The organism is Staphylococcus simiae, assembly GCF_002902085.1.
GTDB classification, from domain to species: domain Bacteria; phylum Bacillota; class Bacilli; order Staphylococcales; family Staphylococcaceae; genus Staphylococcus; species Staphylococcus simiae.
In genome coordinates this window covers 20,947-44,231 of sequence record NZ_PPQR01000034.1, presented here as the reverse complement: position 1 = coordinate 44,231, position 23,285 = coordinate 20,947, and the positions used below count along the sequence as shown (strand labels likewise).

Genomic DNA, 23,285 nt, shown 5'->3' with positions numbered 1-23,285 from the left:
ATGTATACTATAACTAAACGTTTTCGTTATAAACCTTTTAATAAAAGAAAAAGTTATTATGATAAAATTAATTCAATTCTCAAAAGATTTAGAATTGAATATCAAATTACTGTAAGCCCTATCTTGTATATGCTACAATTTATATTGGTGGAGGGGTGACATATTGAATAACATCCAACAATCATTTTTAAATACATTAAAAGTTGAAAGAAACTTTTCTGAACATACATTAAAATCATATCATGATGATTTAGTTCAATTTAATCAATTTTTGAAACAAGAACATTTAGAATTAAATACGTTTCAGTATCGAGATGCTAGAAATTATTTAAGTTACTTATATTCAAATAAGTTGAAAAGAACTTCAGTATCTCGTAAAATCTCAACGTTACGTACTTTTTATGAATATTGGATGACTATGGATGACTCCATCATTAATCCATTTGTGCAATTAGTACACCCTAAAAAAGAACAATATCTTCCTCAATTTTTCTATGAAGAAGAGATGGAAGCTTTGTTTAATACGGTACAACAAGATGCCAAAAAAGGTATTAGAGATAGAGTGATTTTGGAATTGTTGTATGCAACAGGTATTCGAGTATCTGAATTAGTTAATATTAAGCGACAAGATATTGATATGTATTCTAATGGCGTAACGGTTTTAGGAAAAGGTAATAAACAACGCTTTGTTCCTTTCGGTGAATTCTGTAAACAAAGTATTGAACAATATTTATCTGATTTCAAACCAATACAACATTCAAAACATGATTTTTTGATTGTAAATTTAAAAGGTGAAGCAATTACTGAACGTGGTGTTAGATATGTCCTTAACGACATAGTTAAACGTACATCAGGAGTAAGTAAGATACACCCTCATAAATTAAGACATACTTTTGCTACACATTTATTAAATGAAGGTGCTGATTTACGGACTGTTCAAGCACTATTAGGACATGTAAATTTATCGACAACAGGAAAATATACTCACGTATCGAATCAACAATTGAGAAAGGTGTATTTAAATGCACATCCTAGAGCAAAAAAGGAGAATGAATAATGAGTAATAATACTTTACATGCAACGACTATTTATGCCGTAAGACATAATGGAGAAGCAGCTATGGCTGGTGATGGGCAAGTGACATTAGGACAACAAGTCATTATGAAACAAACTGCCCGCAAAGTAAGACGCTTATATGATGGCAAAGTTTTAGCTGGTTTTGCTGGAAGTGTTGCTGATGCCTTTACACTATTTGAAAAATTCGAAACAAAATTACAACAATTTAGTGGTAATTTGGAGCGAGCTGCAGTCGAATTAGCACAAGAATGGCGTGGAGATAAACAATTACGTCAACTTGAAGCGATGTTGATCGTCATGGATAAAGATGCAATTTTAGTCGTAAGTGGTACTGGTGAAGTTATAGCACCAGATGATGACTTAATTGCAATTGGTTCTGGTGGTAATTATGCTTTAAGTGCAGGTAGAGCATTAAAACGACATGCATCACATATGTCAGCTAAAGAAATGGCTTATGAAAGCCTTAAAGTAGCATCAGATATTTGTGTCTTTACGAATGATAATATTGTGGTAGAGACATTATAAAGTTAGAAATTTGGAAATGAATACTGAATTTTAGTGCAAAATGGAGGAATGAAATTAATGGATACAACTGGAATTAAATTGACTCCAAAAGAGATAGTATCAAAATTAAACGAATATATTGTTGGACAAGATGATGCTAAGCGTAAAGTTGCGATTGCTTTACGTAATAGATACAGAAGAAGCTTATTAAATGAAGAAGCTAAGCAAGAAATATCTCCTAAGAATATTCTTATGATTGGACCAACTGGTGTAGGTAAAACTGAAATTGCAAGAAGAATGGCCAAAGTTGTTGGTGCACCTTTTATTAAAGTTGAAGCTACTAAATTCACAGAGGTAGGTTATGTTGGTCGAGATGTTGAAAGTATGGTAAGAGATTTAGTAGATGTTTCAGTTAGGTTAGTAAAAAATAACAAAAAAGCATTAGTTAAAGATGAAGCAACAAATAAAGCAAATGAAAAACTTGTCAAATTGTTAGTACCAAGTATGAAAAAGAAAGCCTCACAATCAAATAATCCGCTGGAATCTCTATTTGGAGGTGCGATTCCTAATTTTGGTCAAGACAATGAAGAAGAGGAAGAAGCACCAACTGAAGAAATTAAAACGAAGCGTTCTGAAATTAAACAACAATTGCTAGAAGGTAAACTTGAAAAAGAAAAGGTACGAATTAAAGTAGAACAAGACCCTGGTGCTTTAGGCATGTTAGGAACGAATCAAAATCAACAAATGCAAGATATGATGAATCAATTAATGCCTAAGAAAAAAGTTGAAAGAGAAGTTGCAGTTGAAACAGCACGTAAAATTTTGGCAGATGACTTTGCTGACCAATTAATCGATCAAGAGACAGCAAATCAGGAAGCATTAGAATTAGCCGAACAAATGGGGATTATTTTCATTGATGAAATAGATAAAGTAGCTACTAATAATCAAAATAGTGGACAAGATGTTTCTAGACAAGGTGTACAAAGAGATATTCTACCAATTTTGGAAGGTAGCATGATACAAACAAAATATGGTACTGTGAATACTGAACATATGTTATTTATTGGAGCAGGCGCATTTCATGTTTCTAAGCCGAGTGATTTAATTCCTGAATTACAAGGTCGATTTCCAATTAGAGTTGAACTCGATAGCCTAACAGTAGCAGACTTCGTAAGTATTTTAACAGAACCTAAGTTATCGTTAATTAAGCAATACGAAGCATTATTACAGACAGAAGAAGTAACAGTTAATTTTTCAGATGAAGCCATAACGCGTTTAGCTGAAATAGCTTATCAAGTAAATCAAGATACTGATAATATAGGTGCTAGAAGATTGCATACTATTTTAGAAAAAATGCTCGAAGATTTATCATTTGAAGCACCAAATATGCCGCATGCTGTTGTAGATATAACACCTCAATATGTTGACGATAAACTAAAATCAATTTCAACAAATAAGGATTTAAGTGCATTTATTTTATAAAATATAAAAGGAGAAAGATTCATGAGCTTATTATCTAAAACTAGAGAATTAAACACATTATTACAAAAACACAAAGGTATAGCTGTAGATTTTAAAGATGTTGCACAAACAATTAGTAGCGTAACAGTTACGAATGTTTTCATCGTATCGCGTAGAGGTAAAATTTTAGGATCGAGTTTGAACGAATTATTAAAAAGTGAACGAATTATTAGTATGTTAGAAGAAAGACACATTCCAAGTGAATATACTGATCAATTAATGGAAGTTAAACAAACTGAATCTAATATTGATATTGATAATGTTTTAACAGTATTCCCACCAGAAAATAGAGAAGTTTTCATCGATAGCAGAACTACAATCTTCCCAATTTTAGGTGGTGGAGAGAGATTAGGTACACTTGTATTAGGTAGAGTACATGATGATTTTAATGAAAATGATTTAGTATTAGGTGAATATGCTGCAACAGTTATAGGTATGGAAATTTTACGAGAAAAACACAATGAAGTTGAAAAAGAAGCGAGAGACAAAGCTGCAATTACTATGGCAATTAATTCACTGTCTTATTCAGAAAAAGAAGCCATTGAACATATCTTTGATGAATTAGGTGGTACTGAAGGATTGTTAATCGCATCAAAAGTTGCTGATAGAGTTGGAATTACAAGATCTGTAATTGTTAATGCCTTGAGAAAACTTGAAAGTGCCGGTGTTATAGAATCACGTTCTTTAGGTATGAAAGGTACCTTTATTAAAGTTAAAAAAGAAAAATTCTTAGATGAATTAGAAAAAAGTAAATAGATATTACTAGAGATAGATAAGTTTGATATTTTATTCAGTCAATTGCTTATCTGTCTCTTTTAAATCTTATAAAAACTATTTGCTTTTAAGCATACAATATGTTATATTTATCTTCGGCTATAAAGCCAATACACACATTACAAATAACGATATGTAAATGGTGCAATACTTGAAGTATTGTTTTTACAGTAGTTTGTAATGGAGGTAATTTAACCATTAGGAGGAATTTATCATGGCAGTAATTTCAATGAAACAATTGCTAGAAGCAGGTGTTCACTTCGGTCACCAAACACGCCGTTGGAACCCAAAAATGAAAAAATACATCTTCACTGAAAGAAATGGTATTTATATCATCGACTTACAAAAAACAGTGAAAAAAGTTGACGAAGCTTATTACTTCTTAAAACAAGTATCTGAAGATGGCGGTAAAGTCTTATTCGTAGGTACTAAAAAACAAGCACAAGAATCAGTTAAAGCTGAAGCAGAACGTGCTGGACAATTCTACATTAACCAAAGATGGTTAGGTGGATTATTAACTAACTATAAAACAATCTCAAAACGTATCAAACGTATCTCTGAAATTGAAAAAATGGAAGAAGATGGTTTGTTCGAAGTATTACCTAAAAAAGAAGTTGTTGAACTTAAAAAAGAATACGACCGTTTAATCAAATTCTTAGGCGGTATTCGTGATATGAAAACAATGCCTCAAGCATTATTCGTAGTTGACCCTCGTAAAGAGCGTAACGCTATTGCTGAAGCACGTAAATTAAATATTCCTATCGTAGGTATCGTTGATACTAACTGTGATCCAGATGAAATCGATTACGTTATCCCAGCAAACGATGATGCTATTCGTGCCGTTAAATTATTGACTGGTAAAATGGCAGATGCTGTCTTAGAAGGACAACAAGGCGTATCTAATGAAGAAGTTGCTGCAGAGCAAAACATCGATTTAGATGAAAAAGAAAAATCAGAAGAAACAGAAGCAACTGCAGAATAATCACTGTTGACTCTGACTTGATATAGTTTTAAATGGGTGATAAGATATATATGCTTATCACCTTTTTTAAAAGAAAAATATAAATGATATGTTAAAGCTAACTGTTATTTTTATTTATGTTAAGATTTTTAGATAATTAAAGCTATGAGCCTAATAATAGCTTCAGTTATGAACAATCATTTAACTATAAAAAATTGCAAATATAGACTATTGGCAATTAAACCTAAATTAATGCTAAAATTAAAAACAAATATTGATATAATTTATTGGAGGAATAAAGAATGGCTACTATTACAGCAAAACTTGTTAAAGAATTACGTGAAAAAACTGGCGCAGGCATGATGGATTGTAAAAAAGCGCTAACTGAAACAGATGGCGATATTGATAAAGCGATTGATTACCTACGTGAAAAAGGTATTGCTAAAGCAGCTAAAAAAGCTGACCGTATTGCTGCAGAAGGTTTAGTACACGTTGAAGTAAAAGGTAATGAAGCTGCAATTGTTGAAATTAACTCAGAAACTGACTTCGTTGCTCGTAACGAAGGTTTCCAAGAATTAGTTAAAGAAATTGCTAACCAAATTCTTGAATCTAAAGCAGAAAATGTTGACGCTTTAATGGAAACTACTTTACCAAACGGTAAATCAGTTGACGAAAGAATGAAAGAAGCTATTTCTACAATTGGTGAAAAATTAAGCATTCGTCGTTTTGCAATAAGAACTAAAACTGACAATGATGCATTTGGTGCTTACTTACACATGGGTGGACGTATCGGTGTGTTAACAGTAGTTGAAGGTTCAACTGACGAAGAAGCAGCTAAAGATGTAGCTATGCATATTGCTGCAATCAACCCTAAATATGTTTCTTCAGAACAAGTTAGTGAAGAAGAAATTAATCATGAAAGAGAAGTATTAAAACAACAAGCTTTAAATGAAGGTAAACCAGAAAAAATCGTTGAAAAAATGGTTGAAGGACGTTTACGTAAATATCTACAAGAAATTTGTGCTGTAGACCAGGACTTCGTTAAAGACCCAGATCAAACAGTTGAAGCTTTCTTAAAATCAAAAGGTGGAAAACTTGTTGACTTCGTACGTTATGAAGTAGGAGAAGGTATGGAAAAACGCGAAGAAAACTTTGCTGACGAAGTAAAAGGACAAATGAAATAATCTGTCATAAAGTATAACAAGGAAGAAGACACCTATAGTACGACTTATTACTGTGTTTCACATGTTGATAAGGAGTAACCGTGTCTTCTTTACTTGTATATGTTACATATATTCACGATAGAGAGGATAAGACAATGGCTCAAAATTCTAAATATAAACGTGTAGTTTTAAAACTAAGTGGTGAAGCACTAGCAGGAGATAAAGGATTTGGTATCAATCCAATTATTATTAAAAGTGTTGCCGAACAAGTTGCAGAAGTAGCAAAAATGGACTGTGAAATTGCAGTTATTGTTGGTGGAGGTAATATTTGGAGAGGTAAAACTGGTAGTGATTTAGGCATGGATAGAGGTACTGCTGACTATATGGGTATGTTAGCTACTGTTATGAATGCATTAGCATTACAAGATAGCCTTGAACAATTAGATTGTGATACACGTGTCTTAACATCTATTGAAATGAAGCAAGTTGCAGAACCATACATTCGTCGTCGTGCAATTAGACACTTAGAGAAGAAACGAGTAGTGATTTTTGCTGCTGGTATTGGTAATCCATACTTCTCAACTGATACAACTGCTGCATTAAGAGCTGCAGAAGTAGAAGCAGATGTTATTTTAATGGGTAAAAACAATGTTGATGGTGTTTACTCAGCAGATCCTAAAGTAGATAAAAATGCAGTTAAATATGAACACTTAACTCATATTCAAATGCTACAAGAAGGTTTACAAGTAATGGATTCAACTGCATCTTCATTCTGTATGGATAATAATATTCCATTAAACGTATTCTCTATTATGGAGGAAGGAAATATTAAACGTGCTGTAATGGGTGAAAAAATTGGTACGTTAATTACAAAATAAAATACGAGGTGTTTTTATAATGAGTGACATTATTAATGAAACTAAATCAAGAATGAAAAAATCAATCGATAGTTTGTCTCGCGAACTTGCTAATATTAGTGCAGGACGAGCTAATTCCAACTTATTAAATGGTGTAACAGTTGATTACTATGGTGCACCTACGCCAGTTCAACAATTGGCTAGCATCAATGTTCCAGAAGCACGACTACTAGTTATTTCTCCATATGATAAAACATCAGTTGGAGATATTGAGAAAGCAATTATTGCAGCCAATTTAGGTGTTAATCCAACAAGTGATGGTGAAGTAATTCGTATTTCTGTACCTGCTTTGACTGAGGAACGTAGAAAAGAATTAGTTAAAGATGTAAAAAAAATCGGGGAAGACGCAAAAGTCTCTGTTCGCAATATTCGTCGTGATATGAATGAACAATTGAAAAAAGATGAAAAAAACGGTGATATTTCAGAAGATGAATTAAGAAGCCAAACAGATGATGTTCAAAAAGCTACTGATAGTTCTATCAAAGAAATTGATCAATTAGTTGCTGATAAAGAAAAAGACATCATGTCAGTATAAAAATTGTCGATTTAATTATCAAAACGATGAGATTATTGTGATAAATTAAATATTCATAAAAATGTATGAGTGATATCACATTTAATACTGTTAAGTGCACAAACACTTTATTAGCGAGTATATAAGATAAAATAAAATTATATAATTAGAATGAAGTGCTTCGTTTTAACATCAGTAGGTATGTCACGTTCATGATATAAACTGTACCGAGTACGACTTTGGTACAGTTTTTTTATTTGCTTATTCAATGCGTTAAATGAGTATGATAAAATGATAGATGATTGTTTAATACATATACTATATAACAGAGATGATCAGGCTCGGAGGAAAGACCATGTTTAAAAAGCTAATAAATAAAAAGAATAATATAAAAATCCAAGATGATAATTTGGATTTAGCAAATATACCTGAACATATTGCTATCATTATGGACGGAAATGGCAGATGGGCAAAGAATAGAAAAATGCCTAGAATCAAAGGTCATTACCAAGGAATGCAAACAGTGAAGAAAATAACGCGTAAAGCAAGTGATATAGGTGTTAAATATTTAACATTATATGCCTTTTCCACAGAAAATTGGTCAAGACCTGAAAATGAAGTAAATTATATTATGAATTTACCTGTAGATTTTTTAAAAACATTTTTACCAGAACTTATTGAAAAGAATGTTAAAGTTGAAACAATTGGGTTTACAGATAAACTTCCTAAAAAAACATTAGAAGCTATTAATAATGCGCAAGAAAAAACAGCTAATAATACTGGTTTGAAATTGATATTTGCTATAAATTATGGTGGTAGAGCAGAAATTGTACATAGTATAAAAAATATGTTTGAAGAGATGCAACAACAAGGGTTAAACAGTGATATTATCGATGAAGCATATATAAACAATCATTTGATGACTAAAGATTATCCAGATCCTGAATTATTGATTCGTACATCTGGAGAACAAAGAATAAGCAACTTTTTAATTTGGCAAGTTTCATATAGTGAATTTATCTTTAATCAAAAATTATGGCCTGACTTTGATGAAGATGAACTAGTAGAATGTATTAAAATTTATCAGTCACGTCAACGTCGTTTTGGCGGATTAAATGAGGAGTAGTAAAGTATGAAAGTAAGAACGCTAACTGCAATCATTGCCTTATTGGTTTTCTTGCCCATATTGTTAAAAGGTGGACTAATTTTAATGTTATTTGCTAATCTATTAGCATTAATTGCATTAAAAGAGCTACTCAATATGAACATGATTAAATTTGTTTCTTTTCCAGGAATAATAAGTGCAATCGCATTAATCATTATTATGTTACCTCAAGATGCTGGTGTATGGGTACAAGTGATACAATTAAAAAGTTTAATTGCAATGAGTTTTATTGTTTTAAGTTATACAGTCTTATCTAAAAATAGATTTAGTTTCATGGATGCAGCTTTTTGCTTAATGTCAGTGGCATATGTAGGCATAGGATTTATGTATTTTTACGAAACGCGATCTGAAGGGTTACATTACATATTATTTGCTTTTTTAATTGTTTGGCTTACTGATACAGGTGCATATTTATTCGGTAAAATGTTTGGTAAACATAAATTATGGCCAGTAATTAGTCCGAATAAAACAATCGAAGGTTTTATTGGAGGACTGTTCTGTAGTTTATTGGTCCCAATAATTATGTCATTTTTTGTAGAGTTTAGTATGAATATGTGGTTATTATTAGCGATAACTATCGTATTAAGTCTGTTTGGACAATTAGGAGATTTAGTGGAGTCTGGTTTTAAGCGTCATTTTGGTGTAAAAGACTCTGGACGAATTTTACCTGGACATGGTGGTATTTTAGATCGATTTGATAGTTTTATGTTTGTACTACCATTACTAAACATTCTATTAATTCAAATTTAATGATTTGATTTATGTTTTTAATCTGTGAAAAGCTATATTAAATTAAGAATTATATTAAGTGCTGAGATTTTTCAATTGCTAAAGTAATAATAAAACTAATAAATTTGAAAGCACACATGTTGAGGAGTTATTGAGATATATTCATATCTTATAACTCCTTTTGAAAATCTTAAGCAATTTTTTCAGAAATTCGTACTTTATTGTTTGTTATTAAATAAGTACATATTATAATAATGATATTATGTTTATAAACTAACGTAACAATCGAAATATACAACAATCGAGGTGTAGCTAATGAGCTATTTAATTACAATTATTGCTTTCATTATAGTGTTCGGTGTATTAGTAACTGTTCATGAATATGGGCATATGTTTTTTGCAAAAAGGGCTAGCATAATGTGCCCAGAGTTTGCTATCGGTATGGGTCCGAAAATTTTCAGTTTTAGAAAAGATGAAACATTATACACAATCCGTCTATTACCAGTCGGAGGTTATGTTCGTATGGCAGGAGATGGTTTAGAAGAACCTCCTGTTGAACCAGGTATGAATATTAAAATTAAATTAAATGACCAAGACGAGATCACACATATTATTTTAGACGATCAACATAAGTTTCAACAAATTGAAGCGATTGAAGTAAAAAAATGTGATTTCAAAGATGATTTATTTATTGAAGGTATAACTGCATATGATGACTTAAGACATCGCTTTAATATAGCTAACAAAGCATATTTTGTTGAAAATGGTAGTTTAATACAAATAGCACCACGCGATCGTCAATTTACACATAAGAAACCTTTAGCCAAATTTTTAACTTTATTTGCAGGACCACTGTTTAACTTTATATTAGCTTTAGTGTTATTTATTGGTTTGGCTTTTTACCAAGGTACACCCACTGCATCTATTGCACAAGTTGCCAATAACACTCCAGCACAACACGCTGGTTTACAAAAAGGTGATAAAATTGAACAAATCGGCCCATATAAAATTTCCAAATTTGAAGATGTCGATAAAGCATTAGCCAAAGTAAAAGATAATAAAACAACTGTAAAATATGATAGGGATGGTAAATTACATTCTGTAGTATTGACTCCTAAAAAAGTCGAACAAAAAGTTACTAAAGTCTCTTCAGTTACTAAATATCAATTAGGATTCCAACCAGCAAATGAACATACATTATTAAAGCCATTTAAATATGGATTTGATAGTTTTATTCGAGGTGGGACACTTATTTTTACTGCTGTAGTAGGAATGATAGGTAGTATTTTCACAGGTGGATTCTCATTTGATATGTTAAATGGACCAGTTGGTATTTATCATAATGTTGATTCAGTAGTTAAATCTGGCATTATAAGTTTAGTAGGCTACACGGCTTTACTAAGTGTTAACTTGGGTATTATGAATTTAATTCCGATACCAGCACTAGATGGTGGAAGAATTTTATTTGTTATTTATGAAGCAATATTTAGAAAACCAGTGAATAAGAAAGCTGAGACTGCTATTATAGCAATCGGTGCAATCTTTATGATAATTGTTATGATATTAGTCACTTGGAATGACATACAACGATATTTCTTATAATTAAAATGGAGGATAATTAAAAATGAGACAATCCAAAGTATTTATACCTACAATGAGAGAAGTTCCTGCAGAAGCTGAAGCGCTGAGTCATCGCTTACTATTAAAAGCAGGCTTAATTAAACAAAGTACAAGTGGTATTTACAGTTATTTGCCATTAGCTACACGAGTATTAAATAATATTTCATCAATTATTCGTCAAGAGATGGAGAAAATTGATGCTGTAGAAATATTAATGCCAGCTTTACAACAATCTGAATTATGGGAAGAATCAGGTCGCTGGGGTGCATACGGTCCTGAATTAATGCGTTTAGAAGATAGACATGGACGTCAATTTGCACTTGGTCCTACACATGAAGAACTAGTAACATCATTAGTTCGTAATGAATTAAAATCATACAAACAATTACCAATGACACTATTCCAAATTCAATCTAAGTTTCGTGATGAAAAGCGACCACGATTTGGCTTGTTACGTGGTAGAGAATTTATAATGAAAGATGCTTATTCATTCCATGCTGATGAAGCATCATTAGATAAGACGTATCAAGATATGTATCAAGCTTATAGTGAAATATTTAAACGTGTGGGCATAAATGCTAGACCAGTAGTAGCTGACTCTGGTGCAATTGGTGGAAGTCATACACATGAATTTATGGCGTTAAGTGAGATTGGCGAAGATACAATTGTATACAGTCAAGAAAGTGACTATGCTGCTAATATTGAGAAAGCAGAAGTCGTGTATCATGCTAATCCTAAATATACAGACATTAAAGATTTAGAAAAGATTGAAACACCTAATGTTAAAACAGCACAAGAACTAGCTGATTTCTTAAATAAACCACTTGATGAAATTGTTAAAACAATGATTTTTAAAGTTGATGGCGAATTTATTATGGTATTAGTTAGAGGTCATCATGAAATTAATGATGTTAAGTTGAAAGCGTATTTTAGTACAGATAATATCGAAATGGCTACTCAAGACGAAATAATTAATTTAGTTGGTGCTAATCCAGGTTCTTTAGGACCGATTGTTGACAAAGATATAAAAATTTACGCAGATAACTATATTCAAGATCTTAATAATATTGTTGTGGGTGCCAATGAAGATGGCTATCACTTAATTAATGCTAATGTCAATAGAGATTTTAACATTGATGAATATGGTGATTTTAGATTTATTTTAGAAGGTGAAATGTTAAGCGATGGTTCTGGAGTTGCACATTTTGCTGAAGGTATAGAAGTAGGACAAGTATTTAAATTAGGTACTAAATATTCTGAAACAATGAACGCTACATTTTTAGATAATCAAGGTAAAGCACAACCTTTAATTATGGGATGTTATGGTATCGGTGTATCAAGAACATTAAGTGCTGTAGTAGAACAAAATAATGACGATAACGGAATTATTTGGCCTAAGTCAGTAACACCATTTGATATACATCTTATTACCATAAACCCTAAAAAAGATGATCAACGTGAATTAGCAGATAAATTATATGAAGCATTTAATGCTGACTATGAAGTATTGTATGACGATCGTCAAGAACGTGCCGGCGTTAAATTTAATGACGCAGATTTAATTGGTCTACCAGTTAGAATTGTAGTAGGTAAGCGTGCTGCTGAAGGTATTGTTGAAGTTAAAGATCGTTTGACTGGTGACAGTCAAGAAGTAGAAGTTAATGACTTGAAAAATGTCATAACTGATATGTATTATAACGCAAAATAATATTAATCATAATTTAAGAGTAGGATTCAATAAAGGATAGTAAACTAATATCTCATTGATTCCTACTCTTATTATGTATACAAATACATGTTACATCATGTAGCATGCTAATTTTAGTTAAAGCTGCATTAATAGCAAAATAAAATTTGTTATCAATGAAAAAACATTCAATGCGTAGTATAATGGTATATAAAATTGTGTTATCAAGATAGACAAAACCATAATTAATTACATAGAAGTGATACATTATGCAAGGTCAATCTGTCTCAAGAAAAAGTTATAAAACAGTAATATACAGTTAAGGTGGTAATTGTCTTGGCAATGACAGAACAACAAAAATTCAAAATATTAGCTGATCAAATTAAAATATCTGATCAACTAGATGAAGAGATTATCAACTCTGGTGAATTAACACGTGTAGATGTGTCAAATATAAATAGAACATGGGATTTTCATATTAAATTACCTCATTTTTTAGCGCACGAAGATTATTTACTTTTTATTAATGCAGTTGAACAAGAATTTAAAGATATAGCAAAAGTCAGTGTTAAATTTTCAATTACTGATAATGCCAATCAAGATGAGCATGCCCTTAAATATTTTAGTCATTGCATTGATCAAACAGCACTGTCACCAAAAGTTAAAGGTCAATTAAAGCAGAAAAAGTTAATTATGTCTGGCAATATTTTAAAAGTAATGGTATCAAATGATATTGAACGCAACCATTTTGATAAGACGTGTAACGGTAGTTTAGTTAAAGCATTCCAAAATTGTGGTTTTGATATTACGAAAATTGTCTTTGAAACAGATGACAACGATCAAGATCAAAACTTAGCTTCTTTAGAAGCACATATTCAAGAAGAAGATGAACAAAGTGCGCGTGAGGCTACCGAAAAATTAGAAAAAATGAAAGCTGATAAAGCTAAACAACAAGATAATAACGAAAGTTCGGTCGATAAATGTCAAATTGGTAAACCAATTCCAGTGGAAAATATTAAATCCATTGAATCTATCATCGAAGAAGAATTCAAAGTTGCTATCGAAGGTGTTATTTTTGATATTAACTTGAAAGAATTGAAAAGTGGACGTCATATTGTCGAAATTAAAGTAACTGACTATACTGACTCACTTGTATTAAAAATGTTTACTCGTAAAAATAAAGACGACTTAGAACATTTTAAAGCGTTGAGTGTTGGTAAATGGATTAGAGCACAAGGGCGTATTGAAGAAGATTCATTTATTAGAGACTTAGTGATGATGATGTCTGACATCGAAGAAATTAAGAAAACACCTAAAAAAGATAAAGCTGAAGATAAAAGAGTGGAATTTCACCTACATACAGCAATGAGTCAAATGGATGGTATTCCAAACATTGGAGCATATGTTAAGCAAGCGGCTGACTGGGGACATCCTGCTATTGCTGTAACTGATCATAATGTAGTGCAAGCCTTTCCAGATGCCCATGCAGCTGCTGAAAAAAATGGTATTAAAATGATTTATGGTATGGAAGGTATGCTTGTAGATGATGGTGTGCCTATTGCATACAAACCAAAAGATATTCCTTTAAAAGATGCAACATATGTTGTTTTTGACGTGGAAACGACGGGTTTATCTAATCAATATGACAAAATAATAGAACTTGCAGCAGTAAAAGTGCATAATGGAGAAATTATTGATAAATTTGAACGTTTCAGTAATCCACACGAACGATTATCAGAAACTATCATTAATCTAACGCATATTACAGATGATATGTTAGTTGACGCCCCTGAAATAGAGGAAGTGTTGACTGAATTTAAAGACTGGGTTGGGGATGCCATATTTGTTGCTCATAATGCATCCTTTGATATGGGCTTTATTGATACTGGATATGAGAGACTTGGCTTTGGTACTTCAACAAATGGTGTTATTGATACATTAGAGTTGTCGCGAACAATTAACACGGAATATGGTAAACATGGCTTGAATTTCTTAGCTAAAAAATATGGTGTAGAGTTAACACAACATCACCGCGCTATTTATGATACTGAAGCAACAGCTTACATTTTCATAAAAATGGTACAACAAATGAAAGAACTTGGCGTAAATAATCATGCAGACATTAATAAAAAGCTTAGTAATGAAGATGCCTATAAACGTGCTAGACCCAATCACGTAACATTAATTGTTCAAAACCAACAAGGCTTGAAAAATTTATTTAAAATAGTAAGTGCATCATTAGTCCAATATTATTATAGAACACCTAGAATTCCACGTTCATTGTTAAATGAATATAGAGAAGGAATTTTAGTTGGTACAGCATGTGATGAGGGCGAATTATTTACTGCAGTTATGCAAAAAGATCAAAGTCAGGTAGAAAATATTGCCAAATATTATGATTATATTGAAATTCAACCACCAGCACTTTATCAAGATTTAATAGATAGAGAATTAATACGTGATAATGAAACATTACAGGAAATATATCAAAGACTGATCCATGCTGGGGATACAGTAGGAATTCCTGTCATAGCAACAGGTAACGCACATTATCTTTATGAACATGATGCGATTGCCCGTAAAATATTAATTGCATCACAACCAGGTAACCCGTTAAATAGATCAACATTACCAGAAGCACATTTTAGAACCACAGATGAAATGCTAAATGAATTACATTTTTTAGGTGAAGATAAAGCGTATGAAGTTGTTGTCAAAAATACTAATGACTTAGCTGATCGTATTGATAAAGTCGTACCGATTAAAGATGATTTATTCACACCACGTATGGAAGGTGCAAATGAAGAAATTAGAGAATTAAGTTATTCCAATGCACGTAAGTTGTATGGTGAAGAGTTACCTCAAATTGTTATTGATAGATTAGAAAAAGAATTGACTAGTATTATAGGGAATGGATTTGCGGTTATTTATCTAATCTCACAACGTTTAGTTAAAAAATCATTAGATGATGGTTACCTTGTAGGGTCACGTGGTTCTGTTGGCTCTAGCTTTGTTGCTACTATGACTGAAATAACAGAGGTTAATCCATTGCCGCCACATTATATTTGTCCAAATTGTAAGACGAGTGAGTTCTTTAATGATGGTTCTGTTGGCTCAGGGTTTGACTTACCAGACAAAAATTGCGATACATGTGGTGCACCATTAATAAAAGAAGGACAAGATATACCTTTCGAAACTTTCTTAGGATTTAAAGGAGATAAAGTACCTGATATCGACTTAAACTTTAGTGGTGAGTATCAACCCAATGCGCATAACTATACTAAGGTGTTATTCGGTGAGGACAAAGTCTTTAGAGCCGGCACAATCGGTACTGTTGCTGAAAAGACTGCCTTTGGATATGTCAAAGGTTATTTAAACGACCAAGGTATTCATAAACGTGGTGCAGAAATTGATCGTCTTGTTAAAGGTTGTACAGGCGTAAAACGTACTACCGGACAACATCCAGGAGGTATCATTGTAGTACCAGATTATATGGACATATATGATTTTACACCGATACAATATCCAGCTGATGATCAAAATTCCGCTTGGATGACAACGCATTTTGATTTCCATTCAATTCATGACAATGTATTGAAACTTGATATATTAGGACACGATGATCCAACGATGATTCGTATGCTTCAAGATTTATCTGGAATTGACCCTAAAACAATACCAGTAGATGATAAAGATGTTATGAAAATTTTTAGTAGTCCAGAAAGTTTAGGTGTTACTGAAGATGAAATTTTATGTAAAACAGGTACGTTCGGTGTTCCTGAATTTGGTACTGGATTTGTACGTCAAATGTTGGAAGATACTAAACCAACATCATTTTCAGAGTTAGTACAAATATCTGGATTGTCACATGGTACTGATGTGTGGCTAGGAAATGCACAAGAACTAATTAAAGCTGGTATTTGTGATTTATCTAGTGTTATTGGTTGTCGTGATGATATTATGGTTTACTTAATGTATGCAGGGTTAGAACCATCTATGGCATTTAAAATAATGGAATCTGTGCGTAAAGGTAAAGGTTTAAGTGATGAAATGGAAGCGGCTATGAAGGAAAATAATGTACCTGATTGGTATTTAGATTCTTGTTTGAAAATTAAATATATGTTCCCGAAAGCCCATGCTGCAGCTTACGTCTTAATGGCTTTAAGAATCGCCTATTTTAAAGTACATCATCCGTTATATTATTATGCTGCTTATTTTACAATTAGAGCGTCAGATTTTGATTTAATCACAATGATTAAAGATAAAACAGGCATAAGAAACACTGTTAAAGATATGTATTCTCGTTATATGGATTTAGGTAAAAAAGAAAAAGACGTTTTAACAGTGTTAGAAATTATGAATGAAATGGCACACCGAGGCTATAGCATGCAGCCTATAAGCTTAGAAAAGAGTAAAGCGTTTGAATTTGTCATCGAAGATGATACGTTAATTCCGCCATTTATTTCTGTGCCAGGCTTAGGTGAAAATGTTGCCAAACGTATTGTTGAAGCACGAGATGAAGGACCGTTTTTATCTAAAGAAGATTTAAATAAAAAAGCAGGACTTTCCCAAAAAGTAATTGATTATTTAGATGAGCTAGGTTCACTGCCAAACTTACCAGATAAGGCGCAATTATCTATTTTCGATATGTAACTTAATAACAGTCTACTTAAAGTATTAGATATTAAGTTATAATTTTGTATAACAATCATATAATAGAGTTACGATATATAGTTATTTGTTTAGTCATGCAACTTATGATATAATTAATTTGCTTAAAAAATTAGTGACTCAGGCAGAAGAGTGGGGAATTCCCGCTCTTTTCTATTTGCCAAAAAAGGAGGCCTGTATGAGTAAAATAACTGAACAAGTTGAAACAATTATTCAACCAATAATGGACGAATTAAACTATGAGCTTGTAGATATTGAATATGTTAAAGAAGGTAAAGATCATTTTTTACGTATTTCAATTGATAAAGAAGGCGGCGTTGATTTAAATGACTGTACATTAGCTTCTGAACGTATCAGTGAAGCTATGGATGCCAATGATCCTATTCCGGAAATGTACTATTTAGATGTAGCATCACCTGGAGCTGAACGTCCAATTAAAAAAGAACAAGACTTTTATAATGCCGTCAATCAACCTATATTCGTCTCATTGTATTTACCTATCGAAGGCAGTAAAGAATGGTTGGGTGTTCTAAAATCTGTTGATGACGATTATATCGTTGTGCAGGTGAAAATTAAATCAAGAACAAAAGATATAGAAATACCACGAGATAAAATTGCAAAAGTACGTCACGCAGTTATGCTTTAACGTGATGAGGAGGAAAAACCGTGTCAAGTAATGAACTATTATTAGCAACTGAATACTTAGAAAAAGAAAAGAAAATCCCTAGAGAAGTGTTGATAGATGCGATAGAAGCTGCATTAATCACAGCCTACAAAAAGAACTACGATAGCGCAAGAAACGTACGTGTTGAGTTGAACATGGATCAAGGAACATTTAAAGTTATTGCACGTAAACAAGTAGTTGAAGAAGTTTTTGACGACAGAGATGAAGTAGATTTAAGTACTGCTTTAGTTAAAAATCCTGCATACGAAGTTGGAGATATTTATGAAGAGGATGTCACACCTAAAGATTTTGGTAGAGTTGGTGCACAAGCTGCAAAACAAGCAGTTATGCAACGTCTACGTGACGCTGAACGTGAGATTCTTTTTGATGAGTTTATTGACAAAGAAGAAGATATATTAACTGGAATTATCGATCGTGTTGACCATAGATATGTATATGTTAATTTAGGTCGTATAGAAGCTGTACTTTCAGAAGCTGAAAGAAACCCTAATGAAAAATATATTCCGAATGAACGCATTAAGGTATATGTAAACAAAGTTGAGCAAACAACAAAAGGACCTCAAATTTTTGTGTCTCGAAGCCATCCTGGATTATTAAAACGTCTATTTGAACAAGAAGTACCTGAGATTTACGATGGTACTGTAGTAGTTAAATCAGTTGCTCGTGAAGCTGGAGATCGATCAAAAATTAGTGTGTATTCTGACAATCCAGATATTGATGCAGTAGGTGCATGTGTAGGTGCTAAAGGTGCCCGTGTTGAAGCAGTAGTCGAGGAACTTGGTGGAGAAAAGATTGATATCGTTCAATGGAATGAAGATCCAAAAGTATTTGTTAAAAATGCTTTGAGCCCTTCACAAGTGTTAGAAGTCATTGTCGATGAAGCAAATCAATCAACTATTGTAGTGGTACCAGATTATCAATTATCATTAGCGATTGGTAAAAGAGGTCAAAATGCGCGCTTAGCTGCTAAATTGACTGGTTGGAAAATCGATATTAAATCTGAAACAGATGCACGTGAAGCAGGTATATATCCTGTAGTTGCAACTGAAGAAGTAATTGAAGAAGCTGCAGTAGCAGGTGAAAATGAAGACATTGTTATCGATGATATTGATAAAGATGAAACAAATTTAACAGCAGCTGAATTAATTGTTGAATCAGATGATGAAAAAGAATCAGAATAATAAGTTGGAGTGAAGTCTATGAAAAAGAAAAAAATTCCAATGCGTAAATGTATTCTTTCAAACGAAATGTATCCTAAAAAAGATATGATTCGTGTTGTTATCAACAAAGATGGTGAAATTTTCGCTGATGCTTCAGGTAAACAACAAGGTAGAGGTGCTTATGTTTCTAAAAATGTTAACATGGTAGAACAAGCACAACAAAAAGAAGTATTGGAGAAATATTTTAAAGCATCAAAGGAACAACTCGCTCCTGTGTATAAAGAAATTATTAGGTTAATTTATAGAGAAGAGATTCCAAAATGACAACTGACCAAATTTTTAATTTTTTAGGTTTAGCCATGAGAGCAGGTAAAGTTAAAACTGGTGAATCAGTCATTGTTAATGAAATAAAAAAGCGCAATTTAAAATTGGCTATTATAGCTACTGACGCGTCAAGTAATACTACAAAGTTAATTAAAGATAAATGTAACAGCTATAAAGTTCCAGTACGCGTCATTGGAACGAGAAATGAATTGGGGATAGCACTTGGCAAAGGAGAACGTGTAAATGTAGGGATTACAGATCCTGGGTTTGCCAAAAAATTGCTATCAATGATAGATGAATATCATAAGGAGTGATTATATGAGTAAAAAAAGAATTTACGAATATGCGAAAGAATTAAATCTAAAGAGTAAAGAAATTATAGATGAGTTAAAAAGCATGAACATAGAAGTATCAAATCATATGCAAGCTTTGGAAGATGATCAAATCAAAGCATTGGATAAAAAGTTCAAAAAAGAACAAACGACTAACAAAGATACTCAAAATAATCACCAAAAATCAGGCAATAAAACTCAAAGCAACAAACCAAATCAACAAAATAACAAACAACAAAAGAATAAACCAAACAACCAACAAGGTAACAATAAAAAGAATAATAAAAATAACAAGAAAAATAATAAAAACAACAAAAAGCAAAATAATCAACCTGCAGAACCAAAAGAAATTCCATCAAAAGTTACGTATCAAGATGGTATCACAGTAGGAGAATTTGCTGAGAAATTAAATGTTGAATCATCAGAGATTATCAAAAAGTTATTCTTATTAGGTATTGTTGCTAATATTAATCAGTCATTAGATCAAGAAACAATAGAATTAATTGCAGATGATTATGGTGTAGAACTTGAAGAAGAAGTTGTTATTAATGAAGAAGATTTAGCAACTTATTTTGACGATGAAACAGATGATCCAGATGCAATTGAGAGACCAGCGGTAGTTACAATTATGGGACACGTTGACCATGGTAAAACAACATTACTTGACTCTATTCGACATACTAAAGTGACAGCAGGAGAAGCTGGAGGTATCACTCAACATATTGGTGCTTATCAAATTGACAATGATGGTAAAAAAATCACATTCCTAGATACACCTGGACATGCTGCATTTACTACAATGCGTGCACGTGGTGCTCAAGTAACAGATATCACTATATTAGTGGTTGCAGCAGATGATGGTGTAATGCCACAAACAATTGAAGCCATTAACCATGCTAAAGAGGCAGAAGTACCTATTATTGTTGCAGTAAACAAAATTGATAAACCAACTTCTAACCCAGACCGAGTTATGCAAGAGTTAACCGAATATAATTTAGTGCCTGAAGATTGGGGCGGTGACACAATCTTTGTACCACTATCAGCATTAAGTGGTGACGGTATCGAAGATTTATTAGAAATGATTGGCTTAGTTGCAGAAGTGCAAGAATTAAAAGCTAACCCTAAAAAACGTGCAGTCGGTACTGTTATTGAAGCAGAATTAGATAAATCACGTGGACCATCAGCTTCATTATTAGTTCAAAATGGTACTTTAAATGTTGGTGACTCTATTGTCGTCGGTAATACGTATGGTCGTATTCGCGCAATGGTGAATGATTTAGGTCAAAGAATTAAAACAGCTGGACCATCAACACCTGTTGAAATAACTGGTATTAATGATGTCCCTCAAGCTGGTGATCGCTTCGTAGTCTTTAGTGATGAAAAACAAGCACGTAAAATTGGTGAATCTAGACATGAAGCTAGTGTTATTCAACAACGTCAGGAAAGTAAAAATGTAACACTTGATAATTTATTTGAACAAATGAAACAAGGTGAAATGAAAGATCTTAATATCATTATTAAAGGTGATGTGCAAGGATCTGTAGAAGCATTAGCCGCTTCATTAATGAAAATAGATGTTGAAGGTGTAAATGTACGTATTATTCATACTGCAGTTGGTGCTATTAACGAGTCTGATGTAACTTTAGCTAATGCATCAAATGGTATTATTATCGGCTTTAACGTGCGTCCAGACTCTGGTGCGAAACGTGCAGCTGAAGCTGAAAATGTAGACATGCGTTTACACAGAGTTATTTACAACGTTATTGAAGAAATTGAATCAGCAATGAAAGGTCTACTTGATCCTGAATTTGAAGAACAAGTTATTGGTCAAGCAGAAGTACGTCAAACATTTAAAGTTTCTAAAGTTGGAACAATTGCGGGCTGTTATGTAACTGAAGGTAAAATTACTCGTAACGCAGGCGTGCGTATTATTCGTGATGGTATTGTTCAATTTGAAGGTGAATTAGATACACTTAAACGTTTTAAAGATGATGCTAAAGAAGTAGCAAAAGGCTATGAATGTGGTATCACTGTTCAAAATTACAACGATTTAAAAGAAGGCGACATTATTGAAGCATTCGAAATGGTTGAAATAAAAAGATAATATCGCTTAATATTAAAAAACCGAAAGTCAGTAAAACAACTAATTTTCGGTTTTTTTAGGTTATGTATCTTTATGACAACTATGGCAAGACTGACTGGGTTTTAAAAAGTTGATTTATCAACATTTTGAAAACCAGTCAGTTACTGTCAAATGCTTAATGTTAAGTGCGAATACTTTTGTCCTGGGTTCTGAAATGCAATTTTATGAAAATAAATGTTTAATATATATTTTTTTGTAAATTATATATATTGAACAGCCTAAAATATAAAGATTGCATATACTTAAACAGCTAAAAGTGTACATTGTTAAACTATCATTTCCAATTTTAAATAAATACAAATACTTAATACTATTAAACTTTCTTCAATATTTAGCTATAAAATTGTTAGGAGTGTAGTAAATTGAGTCAGCTTATCGAACGTTTCCATTTTACACTAATGAATTTGGTGATACTTGTAATATTTTCGTTAAGTCTTACAGATTTCTACTCTAGAAATATAATGACAATGTTTGTTTTACTGTTACTTATAGTTATACCAACTTTTTTCTTTGAATTATTGGTCCCAGAATCAATGAATTTACAACAAAAAGGTAAGTGGTATCTACTTACAATATTACCTTATATGCTAATTATCGTTACCATTTTTATTTACATGATATTCTAATGCCATATATATTATTCTTTTATAATTTTTAACAGTAAACATATAATCTACTAAAAAATATAGACAACATTTGATTTTGTATGCTGAATTTATTAAAATAACGTGTGAACTAAAAAGTTATATGGATGACATAACTATCAATAAACTTAATAACAGAGATGAAAGAGGTGACATAATGAGTAATATGAGAGCAGAACGTGTTGGTGAACAAATGAAAAAAGAATTAATGGATATCATCAACAATAAAGTAAAAGATCCACGTGTTGGTTTTATTACGATTACAGATGTTGTATTAACTAATGATTTATCACAAGCGAAGGTCTTCTTAACGGTTCTCGGTAATAAAAAAGAAGTCGAAGATACTTTTAAAGCATTAGAAAAGGCAAAAGGTTTTATAAAATCTGAATTAGGTTCAAGAATGAGATTACGTATTATACCAGAGTTAATGTATGAATATGATGAATCAATTGAATATGGTAATAAAATTGAACGCATGATTCAAGATTTACACAAACAAGATAAATATTAGCAAATTAGTAATCTGGGATGTGTTAAACAAACTTCTTATTCAATTTAAAGCATGCAGTTGCGAATGATTGAGTACAAAGTTTTTGTAACATATTCCTTTTTTTATGTGAAAATTATCGTAAAATAGGCATGCTTGCAAATTGTATTGAAATTTTTACTATTAATGGTCTTTCATTATGCCAAT

The 23,285-nt window shown here is 32.1% G+C and carries 19 protein-coding genes; all 19 read left to right on the top strand.

Annotation, left to right across the window (positions count from 1 at the left end; translation table 11 throughout):
• The first annotated feature begins 163 nt into the window (after positions 1-163).
• Positions 164-1,057 carry a tyrosine recombinase XerC gene (xerC, locus tag CD113_RS05605; protein WP_002462112.1) on the top strand — a complete coding sequence of 298 codons (894 nt, stop codon included), beginning with the start codon at positions 164-166 and terminating at the stop codon, positions 1,055-1,057.
• On the top strand, positions 1,057-1,602 hold the full coding sequence (gene hslV / locus CD113_RS05600) for an ATP-dependent protease subunit HslV (RefSeq protein ID WP_002462110.1): 546 nt from the start codon (positions 1,057-1,059) through the stop codon (positions 1,600-1,602). Before xerC ends, hslV begins: the two co-directional genes overlap by 1 nt.
• A gap of 57 nt (positions 1,603-1,659) precedes the next feature.
• Positions 1,660-3,063: an ATP-dependent protease ATPase subunit HslU gene (gene hslU, locus CD113_RS05595; RefSeq protein WP_002462109.1), complete on the top strand. Its 1,404-nt coding sequence runs from the start codon at positions 1,660-1,662 to the stop codon at positions 3,061-3,063.
• Positions 3,064-3,084: 21 nt separating this feature from the next.
• Positions 3,085-3,858, top strand: coding sequence for a GTP-sensing pleiotropic transcriptional regulator CodY (gene codY / locus CD113_RS05590; RefSeq protein ID WP_002462108.1), 774 nt, complete (start codon positions 3,085-3,087; stop codon positions 3,856-3,858).
• A gap of 232 nt (positions 3,859-4,090) precedes the next feature.
• Complete coding sequence (gene rpsB / locus CD113_RS05585; RefSeq protein ID WP_002462106.1) at positions 4,091-4,858, top strand: 30S ribosomal protein S2; 768 nt, start codon at positions 4,091-4,093, stop codon at positions 4,856-4,858.
• A 281-nt stretch (positions 4,859-5,139) separates the two neighbouring features.
• Entirely contained in the window at positions 5,140-6,021 is an 882-nt protein-coding gene (gene tsf / locus CD113_RS05580) for a translation elongation factor Ts (protein ID WP_002462105.1), read from the top strand.
• Positions 6,022-6,155: 134 nt separating this feature from the next.
• Entirely contained in the window at positions 6,156-6,878 is a 723-nt protein-coding gene (gene pyrH / locus CD113_RS05575) for a UMP kinase (RefSeq protein WP_002462103.1), read from the top strand.
• A 19-nt stretch (positions 6,879-6,897) separates the two neighbouring features.
• A complete protein-coding gene (frr, locus tag CD113_RS05570; RefSeq protein ID WP_095092672.1) occupies positions 6,898-7,452 on the top strand; it encodes a ribosome recycling factor in 555 nt (184 codons plus the stop codon).
• Between the two features lie 334 nt (positions 7,453-7,786).
• Positions 7,787-8,557, top strand: a complete 771-nt coding sequence (locus tag CD113_RS05565) for an isoprenyl transferase (protein ID WP_002464269.1) — start codon at positions 7,787-7,789, stop codon at positions 8,555-8,557.
• 6 nt (positions 8,558-8,563) lie between these two features.
• Positions 8,564-9,346 (top strand): phosphatidate cytidylyltransferase, encoded by a 783-nt coding sequence (locus CD113_RS05560; RefSeq protein WP_002464268.1) that lies wholly within the window; start codon positions 8,564-8,566, stop codon positions 9,344-9,346.
• A gap of 294 nt (positions 9,347-9,640) precedes the next feature.
• Positions 9,641-10,927, top strand: a complete 1,287-nt coding sequence (gene rseP, locus CD113_RS05555; RefSeq protein ID WP_002464267.1) for an RIP metalloprotease RseP — start codon at positions 9,641-9,643, stop codon at positions 10,925-10,927.
• 22 nt (positions 10,928-10,949) lie between these two features.
• Complete coding sequence (locus CD113_RS05550; protein ID WP_002464266.1) at positions 10,950-12,653, top strand: proline--tRNA ligase; 1,704 nt, start codon at positions 10,950-10,952, stop codon at positions 12,651-12,653.
• 321 nt (positions 12,654-12,974) lie between these two features.
• Complete coding sequence (locus tag CD113_RS05545) at positions 12,975-17,285, top strand: PolC-type DNA polymerase III (RefSeq protein WP_088177488.1); 4,311 nt, start codon at positions 12,975-12,977, stop codon at positions 17,283-17,285.
• A 196-nt stretch (positions 17,286-17,481) separates the two neighbouring features.
• Positions 17,482-17,949 carry a ribosome maturation factor RimP gene (gene rimP, locus CD113_RS05540; RefSeq protein ID WP_002464264.1) on the top strand — a complete coding sequence of 156 codons (468 nt, stop codon included), beginning with the start codon at positions 17,482-17,484 and terminating at the stop codon, positions 17,947-17,949.
• A 20-nt stretch (positions 17,950-17,969) separates the two neighbouring features.
• Positions 17,970-19,169, top strand: a complete 1,200-nt coding sequence (gene nusA, locus CD113_RS05535; protein ID WP_002464263.1) for a transcription termination factor NusA — start codon at positions 17,970-17,972, stop codon at positions 19,167-19,169.
• 18 nt (positions 19,170-19,187) lie between these two features.
• Positions 19,188-19,472 carry an RNase P modulator RnpM gene (rnpM, locus tag CD113_RS05530; RefSeq protein ID WP_095092673.1) on the top strand — a complete coding sequence of 95 codons (285 nt, stop codon included), beginning with the start codon at positions 19,188-19,190 and terminating at the stop codon, positions 19,470-19,472.
• Positions 19,469-19,786 (top strand): L7Ae/L30e/S12e/Gadd45 family ribosomal protein, encoded by a 318-nt coding sequence (locus CD113_RS05525; RefSeq protein WP_002464261.1) that lies wholly within the window; start codon positions 19,469-19,471, stop codon positions 19,784-19,786. Before rnpM ends, CD113_RS05525 begins: the two co-directional genes overlap by 4 nt.
• A 4-nt stretch (positions 19,787-19,790) precedes the next feature.
• The gene (infB, locus tag CD113_RS05520; RefSeq protein WP_002464260.1) at positions 19,791-21,908 is read left to right on the top strand and encodes a translation initiation factor IF-2; all 2,118 of its coding nucleotides are present in this window, start codon (positions 19,791-19,793) and stop codon (positions 21,906-21,908) included.
• An 840-nt stretch (positions 21,909-22,748) separates the two neighbouring features.
• Positions 22,749-23,102, top strand: a complete 354-nt coding sequence (gene rbfA, locus CD113_RS05510) for a 30S ribosome-binding factor RbfA (protein ID WP_002464258.1) — start codon at positions 22,749-22,751, stop codon at positions 23,100-23,102.
• Positions 23,103-23,285 lie beyond the last annotated feature (183 nt).

Excerpts from the sequence above, each read along its gene's own strand:
- hslV (WP_002462110.1), top strand. The coding sequence starts at position 1,057 with ATGAGTAATAATACTTTACATGCAACGACTATTTATGCCGTAAGACAT.
- hslU (WP_002462109.1), top strand. The coding sequence starts at position 1,660 with ATGGATACAACTGGAATTAAATTGACTCCAAAAGAGATAGTATCAAAA.
- codY (WP_002462108.1), top strand. The coding sequence starts at position 3,085 with ATGAGCTTATTATCTAAAACTAGAGAATTAAACACATTATTACAAAAA.
- rpsB (WP_002462106.1), top strand. The coding sequence starts at position 4,091 with ATGGCAGTAATTTCAATGAAACAATTGCTAGAAGCAGGTGTTCACTTC.
- tsf (WP_002462105.1), top strand. The coding sequence starts at position 5,140 with ATGGCTACTATTACAGCAAAACTTGTTAAAGAATTACGTGAAAAAACT.
- pyrH (WP_002462103.1), top strand. The coding sequence starts at position 6,156 with ATGGCTCAAAATTCTAAATATAAACGTGTAGTTTTAAAACTAAGTGGT.
- frr (WP_095092672.1), top strand. The coding sequence starts at position 6,898 with ATGAGTGACATTATTAATGAAACTAAATCAAGAATGAAAAAATCAATC.
- CD113_RS05565 (WP_002464269.1), top strand. The coding sequence starts at position 7,787 with ATGTTTAAAAAGCTAATAAATAAAAAGAATAATATAAAAATCCAAGAT.
- CD113_RS05560 (WP_002464268.1), top strand. The coding sequence starts at position 8,564 with ATGAAAGTAAGAACGCTAACTGCAATCATTGCCTTATTGGTTTTCTTG.
- rseP (WP_002464267.1), top strand. The coding sequence starts at position 9,641 with ATGAGCTATTTAATTACAATTATTGCTTTCATTATAGTGTTCGGTGTA.
- CD113_RS05550 (WP_002464266.1), top strand. The coding sequence starts at position 10,950 with ATGAGACAATCCAAAGTATTTATACCTACAATGAGAGAAGTTCCTGCA.
- CD113_RS05545 (WP_088177488.1), top strand. The coding sequence starts at position 12,975 with ATGACAGAACAACAAAAATTCAAAATATTAGCTGATCAAATTAAAATA.
- rimP (WP_002464264.1), top strand. The coding sequence starts at position 17,482 with ATGAGTAAAATAACTGAACAAGTTGAAACAATTATTCAACCAATAATG.
- rnpM (WP_095092673.1), top strand. The coding sequence starts at position 19,188 with ATGAAAAAGAAAAAAATTCCAATGCGTAAATGTATTCTTTCAAACGAA.
- CD113_RS05525 (WP_002464261.1), top strand. The coding sequence starts at position 19,469 with ATGACAACTGACCAAATTTTTAATTTTTTAGGTTTAGCCATGAGAGCA.
- infB (WP_002464260.1), top strand. The coding sequence starts at position 19,791 with ATGAGTAAAAAAAGAATTTACGAATATGCGAAAGAATTAAATCTAAAG.
- rbfA (WP_002464258.1), top strand. The coding sequence starts at position 22,749 with ATGAGTAATATGAGAGCAGAACGTGTTGGTGAACAAATGAAAAAAGAA.